Source organism: Rickettsia endosymbiont of Cardiosporidium cionae, assembly GCF_015476335.1.
In the GTDB taxonomy this organism is placed as follows: domain Bacteria; phylum Pseudomonadota; class Alphaproteobacteria; order Rickettsiales; family Rickettsiaceae; genus JADHZC01.
Genome location: NZ_JADAQY010000005.1, coordinates 68,618 through 85,399, shown reverse-complemented (window position 1 = coordinate 85,399; position 16,782 = coordinate 68,618). Strand labels below are relative to the sequence as shown.

Below are 16,782 nucleotides of genomic sequence, written 5' to 3'. Positions count from 1 at the left end.
AAAAGATTCTGTATTCAGTATTATATATCAATAAAATCTGGGTGCTTACTTATAGTAATATTCTATAGAAACCTAAAAATAATAGGAAATATTCATTAATGTCCTATTTTTAGTGCCTTTATAAAGGCAGATTTTGGTATATCTACATTGTTAATGTTCTTCATTTTCTTTTTACCTTCTTTTTGTTTATCAAGAAGCTTTCTCTTACGAGTAATATCTCCCCCGTAACATTTGGCTGTTACATCTTTTCTCAATGCCTTAACATTTTCTCTTGCTATAATTTTGCTACCAATAGCTGCTTGTATAGATATTTGAAATAATTTTCTTGGTATTAGATCTTTTAATGATTTGCATAAGATTCTGCCTTTTTGTTCAGCATTGTCCTTAAAAATAATCAGGGATAAGGCATCTACTGTGCTGCCATTTACCAATATACTAAGTTTTACCAGTTTTGTAGGCTGGTATGTATCCATAACCCAGTCAAAACTGGCGTATCCCTTAGAATAGCTTTTTAGACTATCATAAAAGTCAAACATTATTTCATTCAGTGGTAAAGAATAAGTTAATATTACTCTTTGTCCTGTGATATACTGCATATCTAGTTGTGTTCCCCGCTTATTGATGCATAATTCTATAATAAGGCCTAAAAATTCTTCCTGCACTATTATAGTTGCTCTGACCCATGGTTCGAGCATAGATTTTATTTCGCTTAATGCAGGAAATTCTGTAGGATTATGGATAACTAGTTCTTTGCCTGATTTATTGAGCTGTATTTTATACATGACGCTTGGAGCGGTAGTAATTAATCTAATATCAAATTCTCTTTCTATGCGTTCCTGGATTATTTCTAGATGTAATAATCCTAAAAATCCACATCTGAAACCTGAGCCTAGCGCATGAGAGTTTTCTACTTGTAATTCTAAGCTTGAATCATTTAATCTGAGTTTTTCTAATGCATGTTTTAAATTAGCAAATTGAGATGTTTCAGCAGGATATAAACTACAGAATACCATTGGAGTTTTAGGTTTAAACCCAGGTAAGCATCTGATATTTTCATGTATAGAATCTGTAATTGTATCTCCTACCTTACAATCATCTATATCTTTTATTGAAGCAGTAAAGAAGCCTATCATTCCACTGGTGAGTTCATCACATATTGTTTTTTTAGGAGAAAAATATCCAACATTTTCTACGTTATATGTAGCATTTGTTGCAATCATTTTGATCTTAGCATTTTTGCGTATAACTCCTGAAAATACTCTAATTAATATTACTACACCTAGATAATTGTCATACCAGCTATCTATTAGTAAAGCTTTTAGTATTTCTTTATCATTATTTAGCTCAGTATAACCAAAATTTGGGGCTGGTACTTTATTTACTATTGTTTCTAGAAGATCTCCAATACCTATTGCTTTTTTAGCTGATACCAATAATACATCTTTTGTATCTATTTCTAATATTTCTTCTACTTGTGCTATAACTTTTTCAGGTTCTGATGCAGCTAGATCAATTTTATTGAGTACAGTAATTATATGGTGCCTATTTTCAAGAGCTTGATGTAAATTTGCGATTGTTTGTGCTTGTATACCCTGAGTTGCGTCTATTATCATCAACGAAGCTTCGCATGCTGCTAGTGATCTACTTACCTCGTAAGAAAAATCTACATGCCCTGGTGTATCAATTAAATTTAGTTGATATATGTGGCCATTTTTTGCTTTATACTTAAGCTGTACAGTCTGGGCTTTAATCGTTATACCTCTTTCTCTCTCTAGCTCCATGGAGTCTAAAACTTGATTTTTCATATATCTTTGTTCTAGTCCTCCACAATATTCTATTAATCTATCCGCTATAGTGGACTTTCCATGATCTATATGTGCTATTATAGCAAAGTTACGAATAAATTCTTTTGACATAGGTAAACAGACCTACAATACAACAATAAGTAATTAACAGTGGTATAGTATATATTAAATCAACATAATATGACAGTTGTTTATTAGTCCTACATATATTTTCTTTATATAATCGGTGTAGTGAGTTTATAAGATAGTTTGTAAGATATTTTATTTTATCTTTCGTTAAGACCTTTAAACATGGCATCAATTATTGGGTCTATTAAATATCTAAATAACGTTCTAGTACCTGTTACTATTTGTATTTCAGCTTGCATACCTGGAGATATTTCTAAGTTACGAAGCTTTGCTAGCTGATTAAAATGTTCTATATCTATCTTAATTTCTGCTAGGTAATAGGCTCTACTGCCTGTATCTTCTGATCTTTCCAATATAACATCTGGTGATAAAGATACCAATTCACCTTTGAATACGGGGCTGGTTCTCGATTTAAATGCACTAAATCTTATCTTTGTTTTAAGCCCTACAGAGACAGAATCTATATTACTAGGTTCTATTTGTGCCTCAATTATCAAATTATCATTCAGTGGTGAAATTTCAAGTATGGTATAAGAAGGAGGAATATTTTGTCCTACGCTATGAAAATTGATACGGTTAATTATTCCATCTTCTGTAGCTCTTATGATTGACTTTGAAAGATAATAAGATATTTCTGTTAAGCTTTCTTTAGCGGATCTAGCACGAGTTCTGGTTTCTTTTAGTTCTTCAAATGTTTTTACGTTTATTTCACTTTTATGCTGTATCAATCTTAATTGGATTTCTGATATTTCGTTCTCTATTTTAGACTTTTCAAATAAATTAGTATCTATAGCACTTTGAATTTCTATAACCTTATTTTGTGCCTCCATTAGATCATCTTGTTTTATGAATCCTTTTTTTGCTAGCGTTTTTGCGTTAGTGGCTCTTTGTTGAGCTAATTCTAGTTTATTTTTTAGCCAATGATTTCTTGCATTTAACCCTTCTATGGGTTGCTTGGTTTGTTTAATTTTTTCTAAAAATGCATTAATACTGGCTTGATGTGACTGTTTTCTTGATTCAAAAATACTATTTTGTATTTTAATGATTTTTTTTATTGGATCTAATTGAAGATCTTCTAATAATGGATCATTGTATTCTACATGATCACTGTTACTTATTTCTGCTATTAGCCTAGTTTCTGAAGCTACCAATTCTCTATATTGATTGAGTACATCTTCATATTTCACTCTTTCTTTTATATCATCTAAGGTAATTAATGTATCACCTTTTTTCACTCTATCTCCGAGTTTAACGTGAATTTCTTTTATTATCCCGCCATTTGGGTGGTTTAAAACTTTTGTTTTACTAGTATTAATCACACGTCCTATTGCAGTAGATGAGCTATCTAGAGGTGCTACAACTGACCATATTAGGCCAAATATTACAAAAAATACTATAATATATGCTCCGAATAATATGGGGGCCCTGGCATGGTTTACTACATCATGTTCTGGATGTAGTTTTTTATTTATTATGAAATTTATTGCAAGATCAATATATCCCACCCATTTTTGCATTTTCTTGATAATAAATTGTAATATACTCTGTATTTTAAACTTATCTCTGAAAGTTTTATTAGAGGAATTAGTTTTTGCCTTATTTTGTAATTCTAACAATTGCTGTAATTTAATTAAATTATCAGAATGTTTTTTTGATTGATCATTAGACATAATAATTATTAATTAACTGATTTTTTGTTGTTGTAATGCTAGAAGAATTTCTTCTTTGGAACCGAATTGCAAAATTGATCCATTTTTTAAAAAGATTATCTTATCTACTACTGATAAAATATCTGAACGGTGTGAGATTACTATTACAGTAATTTGTAGTTGCTTAGCTTTAATTAGTGCTTTTGCAAGAGCTGATTCTCCTGATCTATCGAGATTTGCGTTTGGCTCATCTAATATGAGTAATTTAGGTGTACCATAAAATGATCTTGCTAATCCTATTCTCTGTTTTTGTCCACCCGATAAGTTAGTACCAGTTATCCCTATATCAGTATCGTATCCGTTAGGTAATGCGAGTATCATTTCATGAGCTCCAGATATTGTAGCAGCTTCCACTATTTTTTCAGGATCTATCTCTTCAGACATTCTGGCTATATTTTGTTTTACAGAACCACTAAATAATTCCACATTTTGTGGCAAATATCCTATATGTGTGCCAAAATTCTCTCTATTCCAAGTATACACATCTCCTCCATCTAATCTTACTACTCCAGAAGATGCTTTCCATACTCCTACTATTAATTTTGCTAAAGTAGATTTTCCTGAAGCACTAGGGCCTATAATTGCTAAGGATTCCCCAGCAGTTAAACCAAAAGAGATGCCTTTTATTATAAATTTAGGTGTTGTTGTATGTTGTATCTTGCCTATGTTAGGGTTGGCAATAGTTGGCAAAGCGTAGTGTAAGTCATCTACTACAAGATTACCTGATATATTTGGTATTACCATTGATTGTACTCTAGTTGAATACTGATCAAACCCCATATTAATATTTTTATATGATCTTAGTGCGCCACTAATTTCTTTCCACATGACTATAGCATTATCGAAAGGTGCAAGTGCTTTACCTACTATAATAGAACTTGCTATCATATTACCTGCTGTCATTGCGTTGCCGTACGTATCAATTACTAGATATGCTCCAACCCCGGTTACTGCCATTTGCATAAGGTTTCTTACAAATCTTGATATATTCGATATTATACCGCTTCTGTAGCTTGCATTGGATTGGTGCGAAAGTGACTTTTTATTAAATACAGACCATATTTTAGATACATTTTTCATCATTCCCATTGCTTCCACTGTTTCTGCATTTCTGTTTGCTATATCTGCTTGTATGTGTCCTTTTCTGATATGATGAGTTGCTTCTCCTAATTCTTGATTTGTAGCCACTGCATTAAATAGACCGAAACTAACTATTAATACCGCTCCTAACAGAGCAATTGCTCCTATATATGGGTGTATTAAGAATACAACAATAAAATATACTATACTCCAGGGTGCATCGAATAGTGTATTGATTCCTGTACTAGTTAAAAATCGTTTTACTGTTTCAAAATCTCGTAATAATTGGCTCGATGATTGATTCATTTTAGATGCAGCGGCAGAAACTGAATGATGAAAAAGTTCAGGCGAAACATTATTATCTAGCCACTCACCAATTTTAATCAGCGTGAAAGATCTGGCTGTTTGTAGCATAGCATATACTAGATAAATTAATCCCACGATGATTGAAAGCATAAGCAATGTATTAAGATTACGGCTACCTAATACTCTATCTAGTACTTGCAGTGAATATAACGGTGTAAGCAACATCAACAAATTGGTGGCGAATGCAAACCAGAAAGTAATCTTGAATGCAAAATTACATTTTTTTATTGCTATTTTTAATGGATTATTTTTTATATCAATATTACTATTGTCTTTCATTTTATAATCTATTTTTAATTTGAATTATGATATATATTAAAGTTTGTAATTTCACATTTTAATGTAAGAATTATCAATATCTACTAGCTATGGTTGTAACTCATTTACCAATATTGTAGAGAATATCTTTTAGAAAAACAACTCAATTCCTTACATGAACCACATAACAGAATATTATAATATATATTAAGTAATTTTTATAACAAAATATTTAAATAATAGTAATTTTTAATTAATTATTGTATCAATTTATGAATAGTGAGCAGTTAAAGAAATTGATTTCTGACGTTTTAGTCAGTATAGGCTTTAAGTTATACAGTTTTGAATTCAAAACTAAGAAAAATGTTAGCAAGCGTGGTAAATTATCTAGTGTATCAATATTAGATATATCTATACAAAGTTTGCAAAATATTCCGGTTACAGTTCAAGATTGCTCATTTGTTAGCAGTAATGTTTCTGTAGCAATTGATGTTGCAAATTTTATTTCTAGCAAATATTACTTATCTGTTTCTTCTCCTGGGGTAGAGAGGATACTAAAATCTGTAGAAGATTATTGTGGTATTATAGGTCAATCTATCAAGATTAATTTATATGAACCGTTGGATAGTAATAAGACATATATTGCTAAAGTATTGGATGTAAAAGATAATCACATTTGTATAAATGTAAAGCATACTGATCTTCAATATGATATTCATATAGATAAAATAAAACTATCTAGGGTAGTATTAATTTAGTGGCAATATACTCTTAATGGCTATTCATTTTAAGTTTCTTTTAGCCTTTTGTATGGTATCTTTTTGTATATGCATAATATAAAACTTATAGAGATTAGTATAGAGGATAACCATATGAAGCTAATATGTGCTCTGTATGATATTTGTGCATGTACTATATTATTTTCTATCTTGCTCACTATCGAATAAATATCATAGAATAAAAAAGAATATATATCTGATTTTTGTGATATATGTTTTTGTGCTTTATATAACCTAGTTTCAGGAGTTAGTAATATTGTTGTGTTATCATATCTGATTAAAAACTCAGAAATTTGCATTATATAATCCTTTTGATCACTAAGCCTAATATTTTGTAATTTTATTGATATATTATCTTTATTTAATTCATCACCTAGTTTGCCTGTAAAACTAATCTCTTTTGATAAAATACTGTTTAGTGTGATATTAAGTACTAATATTGCAAATCCTATATGTCCGACAGTTGATGATATTTTCTGTGTATTTAATGTATTGCAGAAATTATTGCTATTGTATTTAATATAGTATATTTGTGAAAATATTAGGTATATGGCAGAAAATATCATTATTAAATTCATTATTTTAGTATCTAAGTAAATATTTATTACTGATGTAATTATTAGTGAAGATAATATTAGGAATATTTGTACTAAAATGCTGCTATAGTTCAAACATGGTACTAATCCTGCCAGAATTATCATTGGTATATTTAGTGGTATAAAAATTTTTATGAAATATCTGCTATCTATCACTATTTCTTCTCCATATACCAACCTGTAGTAAATTGGATATATTATGGATAACAACAATGTTGTTAGTGATATTAGCCACAAGATATTAGACCAAAATATGTATTTATTTTTATTGCAGGACTGATATTTTGTATTTGTTAATTTAACATGTTTATGTCTTACTAAAAATATCATAATTGATATTAAATTAGTAACAATTGCAATAAATAATATATATTGGCTTCTTTCAATAGAAGATGTGAAGGAATGTATTGAATCTATAATCCCACTTCTGACTATGAATATGCCGTACAGAATGAGTGTGAATATGACAATTGATAATATTATTGTCCAACGCAGATATTTTACATTCGTGAGAGATATTAATAGAAAATGATGTAACATAATTCCAGCTATCCATATTATAAGTGATATGTTTTCTACTGGATCAAAGAACCAGAATCCTCCCCACCCCAGCTCTCGATATGCCCACCAAGCACCTGTAGTGATTCCAAGAGATAAACTTGCAATTGATATGTTAGCGAATTTTTTGATATATGAAATTGTCGTATGATAGTTATCTTTGGTTATTAGAATTATGCATCCCATACTGAATGGGATGACATATCCTACATATCCTAAATATAGTAGTGGGGGATGTATTATTAGTGTGTGATCGTGTAGTGCTGGGTTTAATCCTATTCCATTTGTAGGGAGATTGCTAATATTTAGTGTCTCAAATGGATTGGACATATAGTATATGAATACTAGAAACAAAAATTGAATTATAGATAAAATATTGATTTGTAAACTTTTGCTAATATTAGATATTTGATTATAGTAGACTGCAGTGATACTCATTATAGAAAATAAAAACATCCATAAAATCATTGATCCTTCATATGAAGACCAGCTAGAGGCGATTTTGTAAATCATTGATTTATTGGTATTAGAATTGAATAAGATGATTTTTATTGAAAAATCATCAATGATGAATCCTAATAATAATATGATAAAACAGATAATATTTATTATATTATACGAATAAAATAAGTGTTTTTTACTATTTAGGTTGAGTGGTACTATAATAGTAATTAATAATATTATTATAGAAAGTAATAATGAATAATTACCAATGCTACTAATGCTCATTATTACTTTGGGGTTGGTCTTGTAGTATTACTTTAACAGTTTTAATACTGTTAAAGGATTTTTTTGTTATCACTATTTTAAGATTTTCAAATAGTAAAAATTCTCCCTGTTGAGGTATTCTCTTCATTTTGTTAATAATGAATCCTGCAATTGTAGTACCTTCAGTTTTTGGTAAATTCCAGTTTAGTTCTCTATTTATATCCCTAATCGATACCAGGCCGTCAATAATAAATTCTTGCTTAGATTTTGTAATAATTTTTTTTGTACTAAAGTCATATTCATCGTAAATTTGTCCTACTATCTCTTCTAATATGTCTTCTAATGTAACGATACCTTGGAAATCGCCATATTCATTCACTATGCAGGCGATATGGCTCTTACCTTTTCTAAAAGCCTTTAATTGATCAATCAGTAATACATTTTCTAAAATAAATAAAGGTTTTATTAAGAGATTTTTTATAGATAGTTCGCTGAATCGATTTTTATTCCAGTGTATTTTATTTAAGAAATCTTTTGTATGAATTATGCCAACTATATTATCTCTGTTATCTTTCCATACAGGGATCCTGGTGTATGATGAATTTGATACTATTTCAGTAATTTTTTCGAATGGTAAAGAGATATTGATATCAAATATGCTACTTCTATGCGTCATAATTTCGCTTACTTTGATATTTCTGATATTCAGTACTGCTTCTATCATATCTTTATCATATTTTAGCACATGGCCTTCTTGTACATGATGTTCTATTAAACCTTCTACCTCGTCTTTCGCTGAGAACTCATGTTTTAAATTAATACGAAATAAAAAACAGAATCCTCTTATAAAATAGTCCAGAACAATATTTGCAGGTTGGAATATGGTTAAGAAATATTTAAGGGTTGATGATACAAATAATGCTATTTTTTCAGGATTTTTTACCGCTATTGTTTTTGGAAGAATTTCTGCAAATATAATAATCACCACAGACATTATAATAGAAGATACTATTGTGCCTATATCATTGCCTAACAAATCTATGAATAATGCTGTAGCTAAGGTGGTGCATAGAATATTTATTACGTTATTTCCTATAAGGAGTATACTGATTATCTTATTTTTCACCCTTAGAATATTCAATAGTATTTTTGCTTTTGGATTTTTTGTAGAATGTAGTTTTTGTATTTTTCCTGTGGAAGTTGCGGTAATTGCAGTTTCTATAGCTGAGATGGCAGCAGAAATAAATAAAAATATGAATATGCAAATGCTGGATAACATAGTAAATATAAAATATAATTTATATAGTATTAGTTAATTTAGAACTAAAATATAATAACCACTAAGTACAAAATATATTGTTGCTTATATGCACCTAAATAATACCACATGATTATTTGATATATAATTCAATTATGCTATATTTATATATTATAAAATAAATATTATTAAGCAATATAATATATGATGAATAGTACAATTATATATATAATAAGATGAATAGTGGTGTTAACAATCAATTATTTCAAACATCAGTTACTAGAAGGGCTGTATCAGAGGATCTAGAGAATATTTTATATCAGAAATTTAATATCTTGGATCATGGATTTATCAGGGTAGTAGACTATATGGGTAATGATGAAGCTATAGTGCAAGCAGCAAGGATATCTTATGGTAAGGGCACTAAAAGTCATTCCGAAGATAGAGCTCTGATTCGTTATCTAATGCGTCATCAGCATACTACTCCTTTTGAAATGTGTGAAATAAAATTTCATATTAAACTACCAATTTTTGTAGCAAGACAATGGATAAGACATAGAACTGCCAATATCAATGAATATTCTGCAAGATATTCAGTGCTAAGTAATGAATTTTATATACCATTGGCAGAAAATATTTTATCTCAATCTTCTACCAATAAGCAAGGTAGAAATAATAAAACACTACCAAAAGATTTGGTAGATAAAGTCATAGAGTTTATAAAATCTGATTCTATTAATTGTCACAATCATTATAGAGAAATGATGAATTGTGATCCAGATGGTAGCATTACTGATGATAATAATATTGGCATTTCTCGAGAGTTAGCTAGAATTAACTTGACTCTTAACCATTATACTGAAATCTACTGGAAAATTGATTTGCATAATTTGTTACATTTTTTATTACTTAGAGCAGATGAAACCGCTCAGTATGAAATTAGAATGTATGCAAATTCTATAATAGATGTAGTCAAATTATGGACACCACACGTGTATGATGCTTTTATCGAATATAAACTTAAAGCTGCTAATCTTTCCCAGACAGCTTTGGATGTAGTGCGTAAAATGATTAAAGGGGAGTTTGTAGATAGACAGTCTGTTAGTATGGGTATTAGGGAATGGCAAGATCTTATGAAGATACTTGATTGTTAGAGTGGTTTTAGGTGTCATTAGTTGCTAATGGGTAAATCAGTGAAAAGGGTTATCGTAATTTGTGGCCCTACTGCTAGTAATAAGACAGATTTTGCTCATAGATTAGCTCTAGAAATTGGGGCTGATCTGGTAGGTGTAGTGAATGCTGATTCTATGCAGATATATAAACAAATACCTATTATCACTAGTTCTCCTAGCAAACAATTGCAAGAAAAATTGGGATATTACCTATATAATTTTTTGGATGTTAATCGATATTTTTCTGTGGATTTATATTGTAAAACTGCAATCGATGTAATTAAAAATTTATCTAATTTAGGTAGTACTGCTATATTAGTCTCTGGAAGTGGTATGTACATTAATTCTTTGATATATGGGTATCATAATATCCCTAGTATTGAACTTAATGTTAAGCAAGAAGCTAAATATTTGTATGACAAATTTGGTAGGGAAGTAGTATTTAATATCTTATGTAAAAAAGATCCGTTACTGAAAACAAGGATAAATATTAACGATTCCCAGAGGATATGTAGAGCTTATGAAGTGTTACTTCAGACCGGTTCTTCAATACTTGATTTCTACCAAGAAAGGTACAAAATAAGCTCTTTAAAAGATTTTACATTAGATGTTATTATGTTGTTGCCAGAAAGAAATTACTTATATGATTTATGTAGACATCGTTTATATAATATGTTCTCAGACAATTTAGTTATAGAAGAAATCCGATCTTTATTGGATAATTTTGGTGTGATAAATAATCCTGCAATACATGCATTAGGCATTAAGGAGATTATTGCTTATTTGCAACATAAAATTTCTTTAGAAAAAGCTATAGAGCTGATTTTTATTAGAACTAAACAATATGCTAAAAGACAAATTACTTGGTTTTCTAATAAATTAAGACCTAAACAAATTATTAATTTTTCTGATAATAGAGAATATCTGGCTAATAGCTCTATCTCTATAAAAAAAATTAGTGACAATTTAAAAAATAAATAATAATTAAAAATTATATTTGTTATTAATGATTGGATATCAGACGAATATTAAATTGCTTCTTTTTGTTTGATTATTTACACTAATAGTGATAGCTTTTTGCTTTGTTAGCTTAGTTAATATTGTTTTAGATACATAGTAAGTTGGATCTAATATATTTATTTAAAAGCTATTGATGATTTATTCTTAATTTAATAATTATTAGTTTTATGTTAATCACTTTATCGGTTGTTGGTATAATTTCAGTGTTTATTATATTGAATGCAGTAAAAATAGTACCACAGCAAGAGGCATGGGTGGTAGAAAAATTAGGTAAGTTTGATAAAGTATTAGAGCCTGGGTTAAGCGTTATAATACCAATAATACAAAGAATTGCCTATAAGCATACATTGAAAGAAGAGGCGTTAGATGTAAAAGCACAAACTGCCATATCTAATGATAATGTTAGCCTATCTATAGATGGTGTATTATATGTGAAAATTATAGATCCTGTATCAGCATCTTATGGAGTGAGTAATCCATATTATGCTATATCACAGTTAGCTCAAACTAATATGCGCTCTGAAATTGGTAAATTAACTTTAGATAGGACTTTCGAAGAAAGAGAAGCACTAAATCATGCTATTGTTACATCTATAAATCAGGCTGCTACCAACTGGGGAATACAATGTATGAGGTATGAAATTAAAGATATTCAACCTCCTAAATCGATATTGCAAGCTATGGAATTACAGGTAGCCGCAGAGAGAAAAAAGCGTGCTGTAGTACTTGAATCTGAAGGTATCAGGGAATCAAAAATTAATACCGCGGAAGGTGATAAAGTCTCTGTAGTTCTTTCTTCAGAAGCAGCATATACTGACTGGGTCAATAGGTCAAAAGGTCAATCAGAATCGATTGCTATGCTGGCCAATGCAACAGCAGCTAGTATAGAGTCTGTTGCCTCCGCCTTTATGCAAAATGGCTCTGCTGAAGCTGTTGCGTTTAAAATTGCTGAACAGTATATTAATGCTTTTTCGAATATAGCAAAAGAATCTAGTACCATTATCTTGCCAGCAGATTTAAATAATCCTGGGGCTTTTGTATCTCAAATATTTACCATTTTTGAAAAAATAGTGAACCAAAAGAAACATGACAATTAGTATTTTATTATTATGCAGCGCAGGCTTTAATTAAGCATTATTTAAAAGTTGATTATACTATTCTTATAAGATACAATCCCCTTGCTTTGGATCATTTCTTCACTATTTGTAGCTGTGCTTGTATTTTGATCTATTTGGTGGCTTGTGTTATAGTATAGATTTTTTATAAAATGGGTTTGTAGCTCAGCTGGTTAGAGCACACGCCTGATAAGCGTGAGGTCAGAAGTTCAAGTCTTCTCAAGCCCACCATCGTTTTCTTGTTTGGTAAAAGATAGACAAATATCTAGTAATACCAGAAAGCTGTAGATTTATCTTATACATCTGAGGTAATTAATGTCATTTCTTTTATTAGACTGCTTCATATAATTTGTATTAATTGAACTTCTTCCTTTTTATAGGTAGGAAGGATATTTTATAGGTTAAAACGTATTTTACAATTTGCATTATGTGAGACATTTTTACCTTTCATGTTTAGACTATATCCTATATCAAATTGACAATTTTGTTGGTATAGATTGCTTAAGTTTATGCTTATCTTATATTCAGGACAGTCTTTTATAATGTTATTATCAATGATGCTAGGGCTTAAATTTGGTATTGTACAAGAATAGCTAACGTTGCGTTTGTGCAGTGGTATAATGTATGACCCGCTTATCTTTGGTGTTATAGTAAAATTGCCTTTGGATAGTGCCTTCCCTATTAAATCTATTGAGGTTGATGCATATATATTATCTACAGAGTCTGCTTTGATGTTTTGATTAAAGTCAGAATTTTTTTCTGTATAGGATATTGATCCTACTTTAGAGAATTTCATTCCTACTTTTGGTATTATTGCTACCTCTCCTATAGTATGTTGATATCCTATCAATGAATTGATAGTTGTAGATAGTCTTCTATAGTTTGCAAGCATATTACAATTCTTAGTTGTTGTAGGATCCACTAGTATTTTATCATTTTTTATCAAATTGATGTTAAAACTAACATTGCCTTCTATAAATATTTTAGAATCAAATTTATAATATAGATATGGTGTTGTTAATATTGAATCTATTTTAGCAGTGTTCCCTTCATGTTGAGCATGAAATTTTACATTTTTATTACAATAACCTATACCTAACCCCAAAATTAGATTTTTATTCCGGACTATTTCACCTCCTAAAATTACACCATTGGCTTTAGCACTATATTCTATAGTATTTTTCTGTTTTGACTGTTTTTCTTGTGTATTATAGTAATTTATCCAAATATTGTTATTATTTTCATGTTTATTTGGTACCAAGTTATGTGGTATCGAACTATTACTTGCAAGGTTATAAGATTGAGAATTCAAATCATTATTCATTGCTAGCAGTAAGATACGTGCTTGTACAGAATATTCTGGCAATTTATGCATGTTATATAATATCAAATCTTCATCTTGGTTAAGCCTTGTTATTCTGAAATAAGCATCTGATTTTATTTCGTTAGATATTTCTGGGTTTAGTAATAATTTGGCTGTTTTATGTATTATACTTGTATTTGCATTTTCTTGTTCTTCTGTGTTTTTATATGCTAATTTAGCTAAATTATTGAAGTTAGCATTGTCATTTTCTTCATTCCAATTTGGATTATTTTGTAATAAGAGTTTTACTGATCTCATTTGTTCTTGATTTCTTTTTTTATTTTCTATATCTTGTAGTGCTTTATTGTATCCTTTTATTTCATTCTGTAACTGTTCTATTTCTATCTTTAATTTCTCTTTAAATTCATTCAAAAATTTTACTTCATCATCGTTTTGAGCTTTATTTTTAGATTCATTTACTATTAATTCTAGAACTTTTTCTGCTTCTTGAGCTTGTTTTTTTAGTTGCGTCAGGTTTTGTACGGATTTCTCAGCTTCATCTTGTACTGCTGCAGTACGTGTTTTTGCTGCATTGTATTCTTTTGTTAATTTTTTTATTGCTTCTGATAGTTGTGCAAGGTGTTGTTGAGATTTCCCAGATTCTTCTTGTGCTGCTTTAGTACGTGTTTCTGCTTCTTTTTGTTTTTGTATTTCTTCTTCAGCTTGTTTTTTCAATTTTTGTATTTCTTCTTGAGCTTGTTGTTGCAGTTGCGCTAGGTTTTGTTCAGCTTTCTTAGCTTTGTCTTGTGCATCTTTAGTTTCGCCTTGTGCAGTTTTAGTACGTGTTTCTGCTTCTTTTTGTTTTTGTATTTCTTCTTCAGCTTGTTTTTTCAATTTTTGTATTGCTTCTTGAGTTTGTTGTTGCAGTTGCGCCAGGTTTTGTTCAGCTTTCTTAGCTTTGTCTTGTGCATCTTTAGTTTCGCCTTGTGCAGCTTCAGTACGTGTTTTTGCTTCAGTGTATTTTTCTGTTAATTTTTGTATTGCTTCTGATAGTTGTTTTTTTTCATCTTCTTTAGCTTTGTCTTGCGCTGCTTTAGTACGTGTTTCTGCTTCTTGAGTTTGTTCTTGAGCAGCTTTTTCTTTTGCGGCTTTTTCTTTTGCAACTTGTTTTTGTGCGGCTTTTTCTTCTGCTTCTCTTTTTGCTTGAAGTTGTGCTAATAGTAATTTCCTTTCTTCGTCTTCTTTAGCGTGTTTTGCCCTTAAGTCTGTTGTTGATTGCTGCGTAGTGTCTTGTTCAATTTTTTTATCTGATTCTTGATTTGGTGTATGGTATCCATCTTGATTAGAATTTGTATCAGTTCCGCTAGCATTGATATTATTTTTGTTATCTGAAGTCTCTCTGGTATTATTATTTACAGTATTATTAGCTGTTGTGCTCTCGCTGGTGGATTGTTGATCTTCTATTTCTTTAAGTAACATGCTAATGCTCATTGCATAATTGTTAATTCGGATTAGTATATGATCAGTGATATATGCTTGACATGTATCTGATAATGCATTATATACGTTTACCATATCACTAGGTTTTATATCTATTTCTTCAATATTGTCTTTTAGTGTTGCTCCACTAAGTTCTCCTAATTTTTTTTTAATTGTATTTAGTAATTTTTGTTCTTGTACTAATGCTTCTGGATAAGTAATATTGATTTTGTCTATTTTTGCTATGTTGTTTACGTTTTCATGGATTTCAGGTAATTCAGCTACTAGCTGTAATAATTCTTGCTTTTTGTTTTGATGCTTGGAATTAAAAAAAATAATTATTTTGTTTATTCTCATTTTGACCTTATCTACGATTGTTTGATCGCTAATATTTGGTAATAATGGATTTACTAAAAACACATAGTTTGAAAGTATATTCTTATATTGAGTTAATGATGTTGCATTCTTTTCAAGATGTGTTTTTATATTTTTTATATTTGAATCAAGTGCATTTGCTAAAAATTTTTTATATAGATTGTTAATTTGGGTATTACTACTTAATCCTTGATTGTTATTTCGCATGTTATTTATTCCTAGAGTGAAGGTATGATTTATTATATGGTATCGCTTACTATCATCATTACTTGAGTTTTCTGGGGGGGATATTATACCTTGACCACATAGATCTACTTGAGCACAGTTTATATTTAAATAATCCTCCGAAATACCAGGATTTTTATTTGCTGCTATCTGTGACAGCATTGATTGATCAGATTGATTTATGAACTCTAGTTCTGTATTTGCGCCTATATTTGCTCCAATTCCAGAGAAAAAAATATTTATTGGTTTATAAAAATCACTGCTTTTTATTAAGTTTGTATTGTTTTGAATAAAATTTGCATCAAAATTTTTATTTTGACCTTGAGATATCTTCGTAATCTCAGGATAAGAGTGTATGGTCTTTCTTCCAAACATCATTTGTTTTAAAAATAATTTTTTATTTTTACTTGTGTTTACTATCTGAGCGTTTGGCTGTGTGAATCTTTCTACATTGCTATCATTTTTAAAAAAATACCGGAAGGAGTTGAGAATTTCTTTTGTATCCTTGGGGTCAATCTCAGGCCCAATTGCTGTTGCAGTAGTGTTAGTCAATAATATTATAGATATTAACAAGAATTTAGATACGTACAGAAGGGATAAGTAGAATTTTTGCATATTAGACTTAAGTAAATATTATTTAATAATTATATTTGACTACTATATATAATATATTAATAAAAATTAAGAATCAAGCTTAATTTAATTCCTAAGAATTCTTAAATATTATTGAATTTCTAGGTATATTTCTTACTAGAATAATTATTTTAGGTAGTAGAGTAAGAATTATTAGTATTAATTTACGAAATTAGTTATTGTAATATTTAGTTAAATAATGTAAAAATTGCTT

The 16,782-nt window shown here is 29.5% G+C and carries 10 protein-coding genes and 1 tRNA gene; 5 read left to right on the top strand and 6 right to left on the bottom strand.

What is annotated here, in order from left to right; translation table 11 throughout:
• Positions 1-95 precede the first annotated feature (95 nt).
• From lepA to IHI24_RS03445, 3 genes are all read right to left on the bottom strand, one after another.
• Complete coding sequence (gene lepA, locus IHI24_RS03455) at positions 96-1,916, bottom strand: translation elongation factor 4 (RefSeq protein ID WP_194966670.1); 1,821 nt, start codon at positions 1,914-1,916, stop codon at positions 96-98.
• A gap of 155 nt (positions 1,917-2,071) precedes the next feature.
• The gene (locus tag IHI24_RS03450) at positions 2,072-3,604 is read right to left on the bottom strand and encodes an HlyD family type I secretion periplasmic adaptor subunit (RefSeq protein WP_194966669.1); all 1,533 of its coding nucleotides are present in this window, start codon (positions 3,602-3,604) and stop codon (positions 2,072-2,074) included.
• Positions 3,605-3,616: 12 nt separating this feature from the next.
• Positions 3,617-5,368 (bottom strand): type I secretion system permease/ATPase, encoded by a 1,752-nt coding sequence (locus IHI24_RS03445; protein WP_194966668.1) that lies wholly within the window; start codon positions 5,366-5,368, stop codon positions 3,617-3,619.
• 251 nt (positions 5,369-5,619) lie between these two features.
• On the opposite strand from IHI24_RS03445, the gene IHI24_RS03440 reads away from it, so the two are divergent.
• Positions 5,620-6,105 (top strand): ribosome maturation factor RimP, encoded by a 486-nt coding sequence (locus tag IHI24_RS03440; RefSeq protein WP_194966667.1) that lies wholly within the window; start codon positions 5,620-5,622, stop codon positions 6,103-6,105.
• Positions 6,106-6,134: 29 nt separating this feature from the next.
• Here IHI24_RS03440 and IHI24_RS03435 read toward each other — a convergent pair whose 3' ends face one another.
• Both IHI24_RS03435 and IHI24_RS03430 read right to left on the bottom strand, forming a co-directional pair.
• Entirely contained in the window at positions 6,135-8,009 is a 1,875-nt protein-coding gene (locus tag IHI24_RS03435) for a cytochrome c-type biogenesis CcmF C-terminal domain-containing protein (RefSeq protein ID WP_194966666.1), read from the bottom strand.
• Complete coding sequence (locus IHI24_RS03430; RefSeq protein WP_194966665.1) at positions 7,999-9,267, bottom strand: HlyC/CorC family transporter; 1,269 nt, start codon at positions 9,265-9,267, stop codon at positions 7,999-8,001. The genes IHI24_RS03435 and IHI24_RS03430 overlap by 11 nt, the downstream gene beginning before the upstream one ends.
• 215 nt (positions 9,268-9,482) lie before the next feature.
• On the opposite strand from IHI24_RS03430, the gene thyX reads away from it, so the two are divergent.
• The 4 genes from thyX (at position 9,483) to IHI24_RS03410 (ending at position 12,784) form a co-directional block, all read left to right on the top strand.
• The gene (thyX, locus tag IHI24_RS03425) at positions 9,483-10,400 is read left to right on the top strand and encodes an FAD-dependent thymidylate synthase (protein ID WP_194966664.1); all 918 of its coding nucleotides are present in this window, start codon (positions 9,483-9,485) and stop codon (positions 10,398-10,400) included.
• 27 nt (positions 10,401-10,427) lie between these two features.
• Positions 10,428-11,399 (top strand): tRNA (adenosine(37)-N6)-dimethylallyltransferase MiaA, encoded by a 972-nt coding sequence (gene miaA / locus IHI24_RS03420; RefSeq protein ID WP_194966663.1) that lies wholly within the window; start codon positions 10,428-10,430, stop codon positions 11,397-11,399.
• 206 nt (positions 11,400-11,605) lie between these two features.
• Positions 11,606-12,535, top strand: coding sequence for an SPFH domain-containing protein (locus tag IHI24_RS03415; protein ID WP_194966662.1), 930 nt, complete (start codon positions 11,606-11,608; stop codon positions 12,533-12,535).
• Positions 12,536-12,707: 172 nt separating this feature from the next.
• Positions 12,708-12,784, top strand: a tRNA-Ile gene (locus tag IHI24_RS03410).
• A gap of 163 nt (positions 12,785-12,947) precedes the next feature.
• Here IHI24_RS03410 and IHI24_RS03405 read toward each other — a convergent pair.
• A complete protein-coding gene (locus IHI24_RS03405; RefSeq protein WP_194966661.1) occupies positions 12,948-16,550 on the bottom strand; it encodes an autotransporter outer membrane beta-barrel domain-containing protein in 3,603 nt (1,200 codons plus the stop codon).
• Positions 16,551-16,782 lie beyond the last annotated feature (232 nt).

Bases quoted from the DNA above. Each gene is read 5' to 3' on its own strand.
- lepA (WP_194966670.1), bottom strand. From the start codon at position 1,916: ATGTCAAAAGAATTTATTCGTAACTTTGCTATAATAGCACATATAGAT.
- IHI24_RS03450 (WP_194966669.1), bottom strand. From the start codon at position 3,604: ATGTCTAATGATCAATCAAAAAAACATTCTGATAATTTAATTAAATTA.
- IHI24_RS03445 (WP_194966668.1), bottom strand. From the start codon at position 5,368: ATGAAAGACAATAGTAATATTGATATAAAAAATAATCCATTAAAAATA.
- IHI24_RS03440 (WP_194966667.1), top strand. From the start codon at position 5,620: ATGAATAGTGAGCAGTTAAAGAAATTGATTTCTGACGTTTTAGTCAGT.
- IHI24_RS03435 (WP_194966666.1), bottom strand. From the start codon at position 8,009: ATGAGCATTAGTAGCATTGGTAATTATTCATTATTACTTTCTATAATA.
- IHI24_RS03430 (WP_194966665.1), bottom strand. From the start codon at position 9,267: ATGTTATCCAGCATTTGCATATTCATATTTTTATTTATTTCTGCTGCC.
- thyX (WP_194966664.1), top strand. From the start codon at position 9,483: ATGAATAGTGGTGTTAACAATCAATTATTTCAAACATCAGTTACTAGA.
- miaA (WP_194966663.1), top strand. From the start codon at position 10,428: ATGGGTAAATCAGTGAAAAGGGTTATCGTAATTTGTGGCCCTACTGCT.
- IHI24_RS03415 (WP_194966662.1), top strand. From the start codon at position 11,606: ATGTTAATCACTTTATCGGTTGTTGGTATAATTTCAGTGTTTATTATA.
- IHI24_RS03405 (WP_194966661.1), bottom strand. From the start codon at position 16,550: ATGCAAAAATTCTACTTATCCCTTCTGTACGTATCTAAATTCTTGTTA.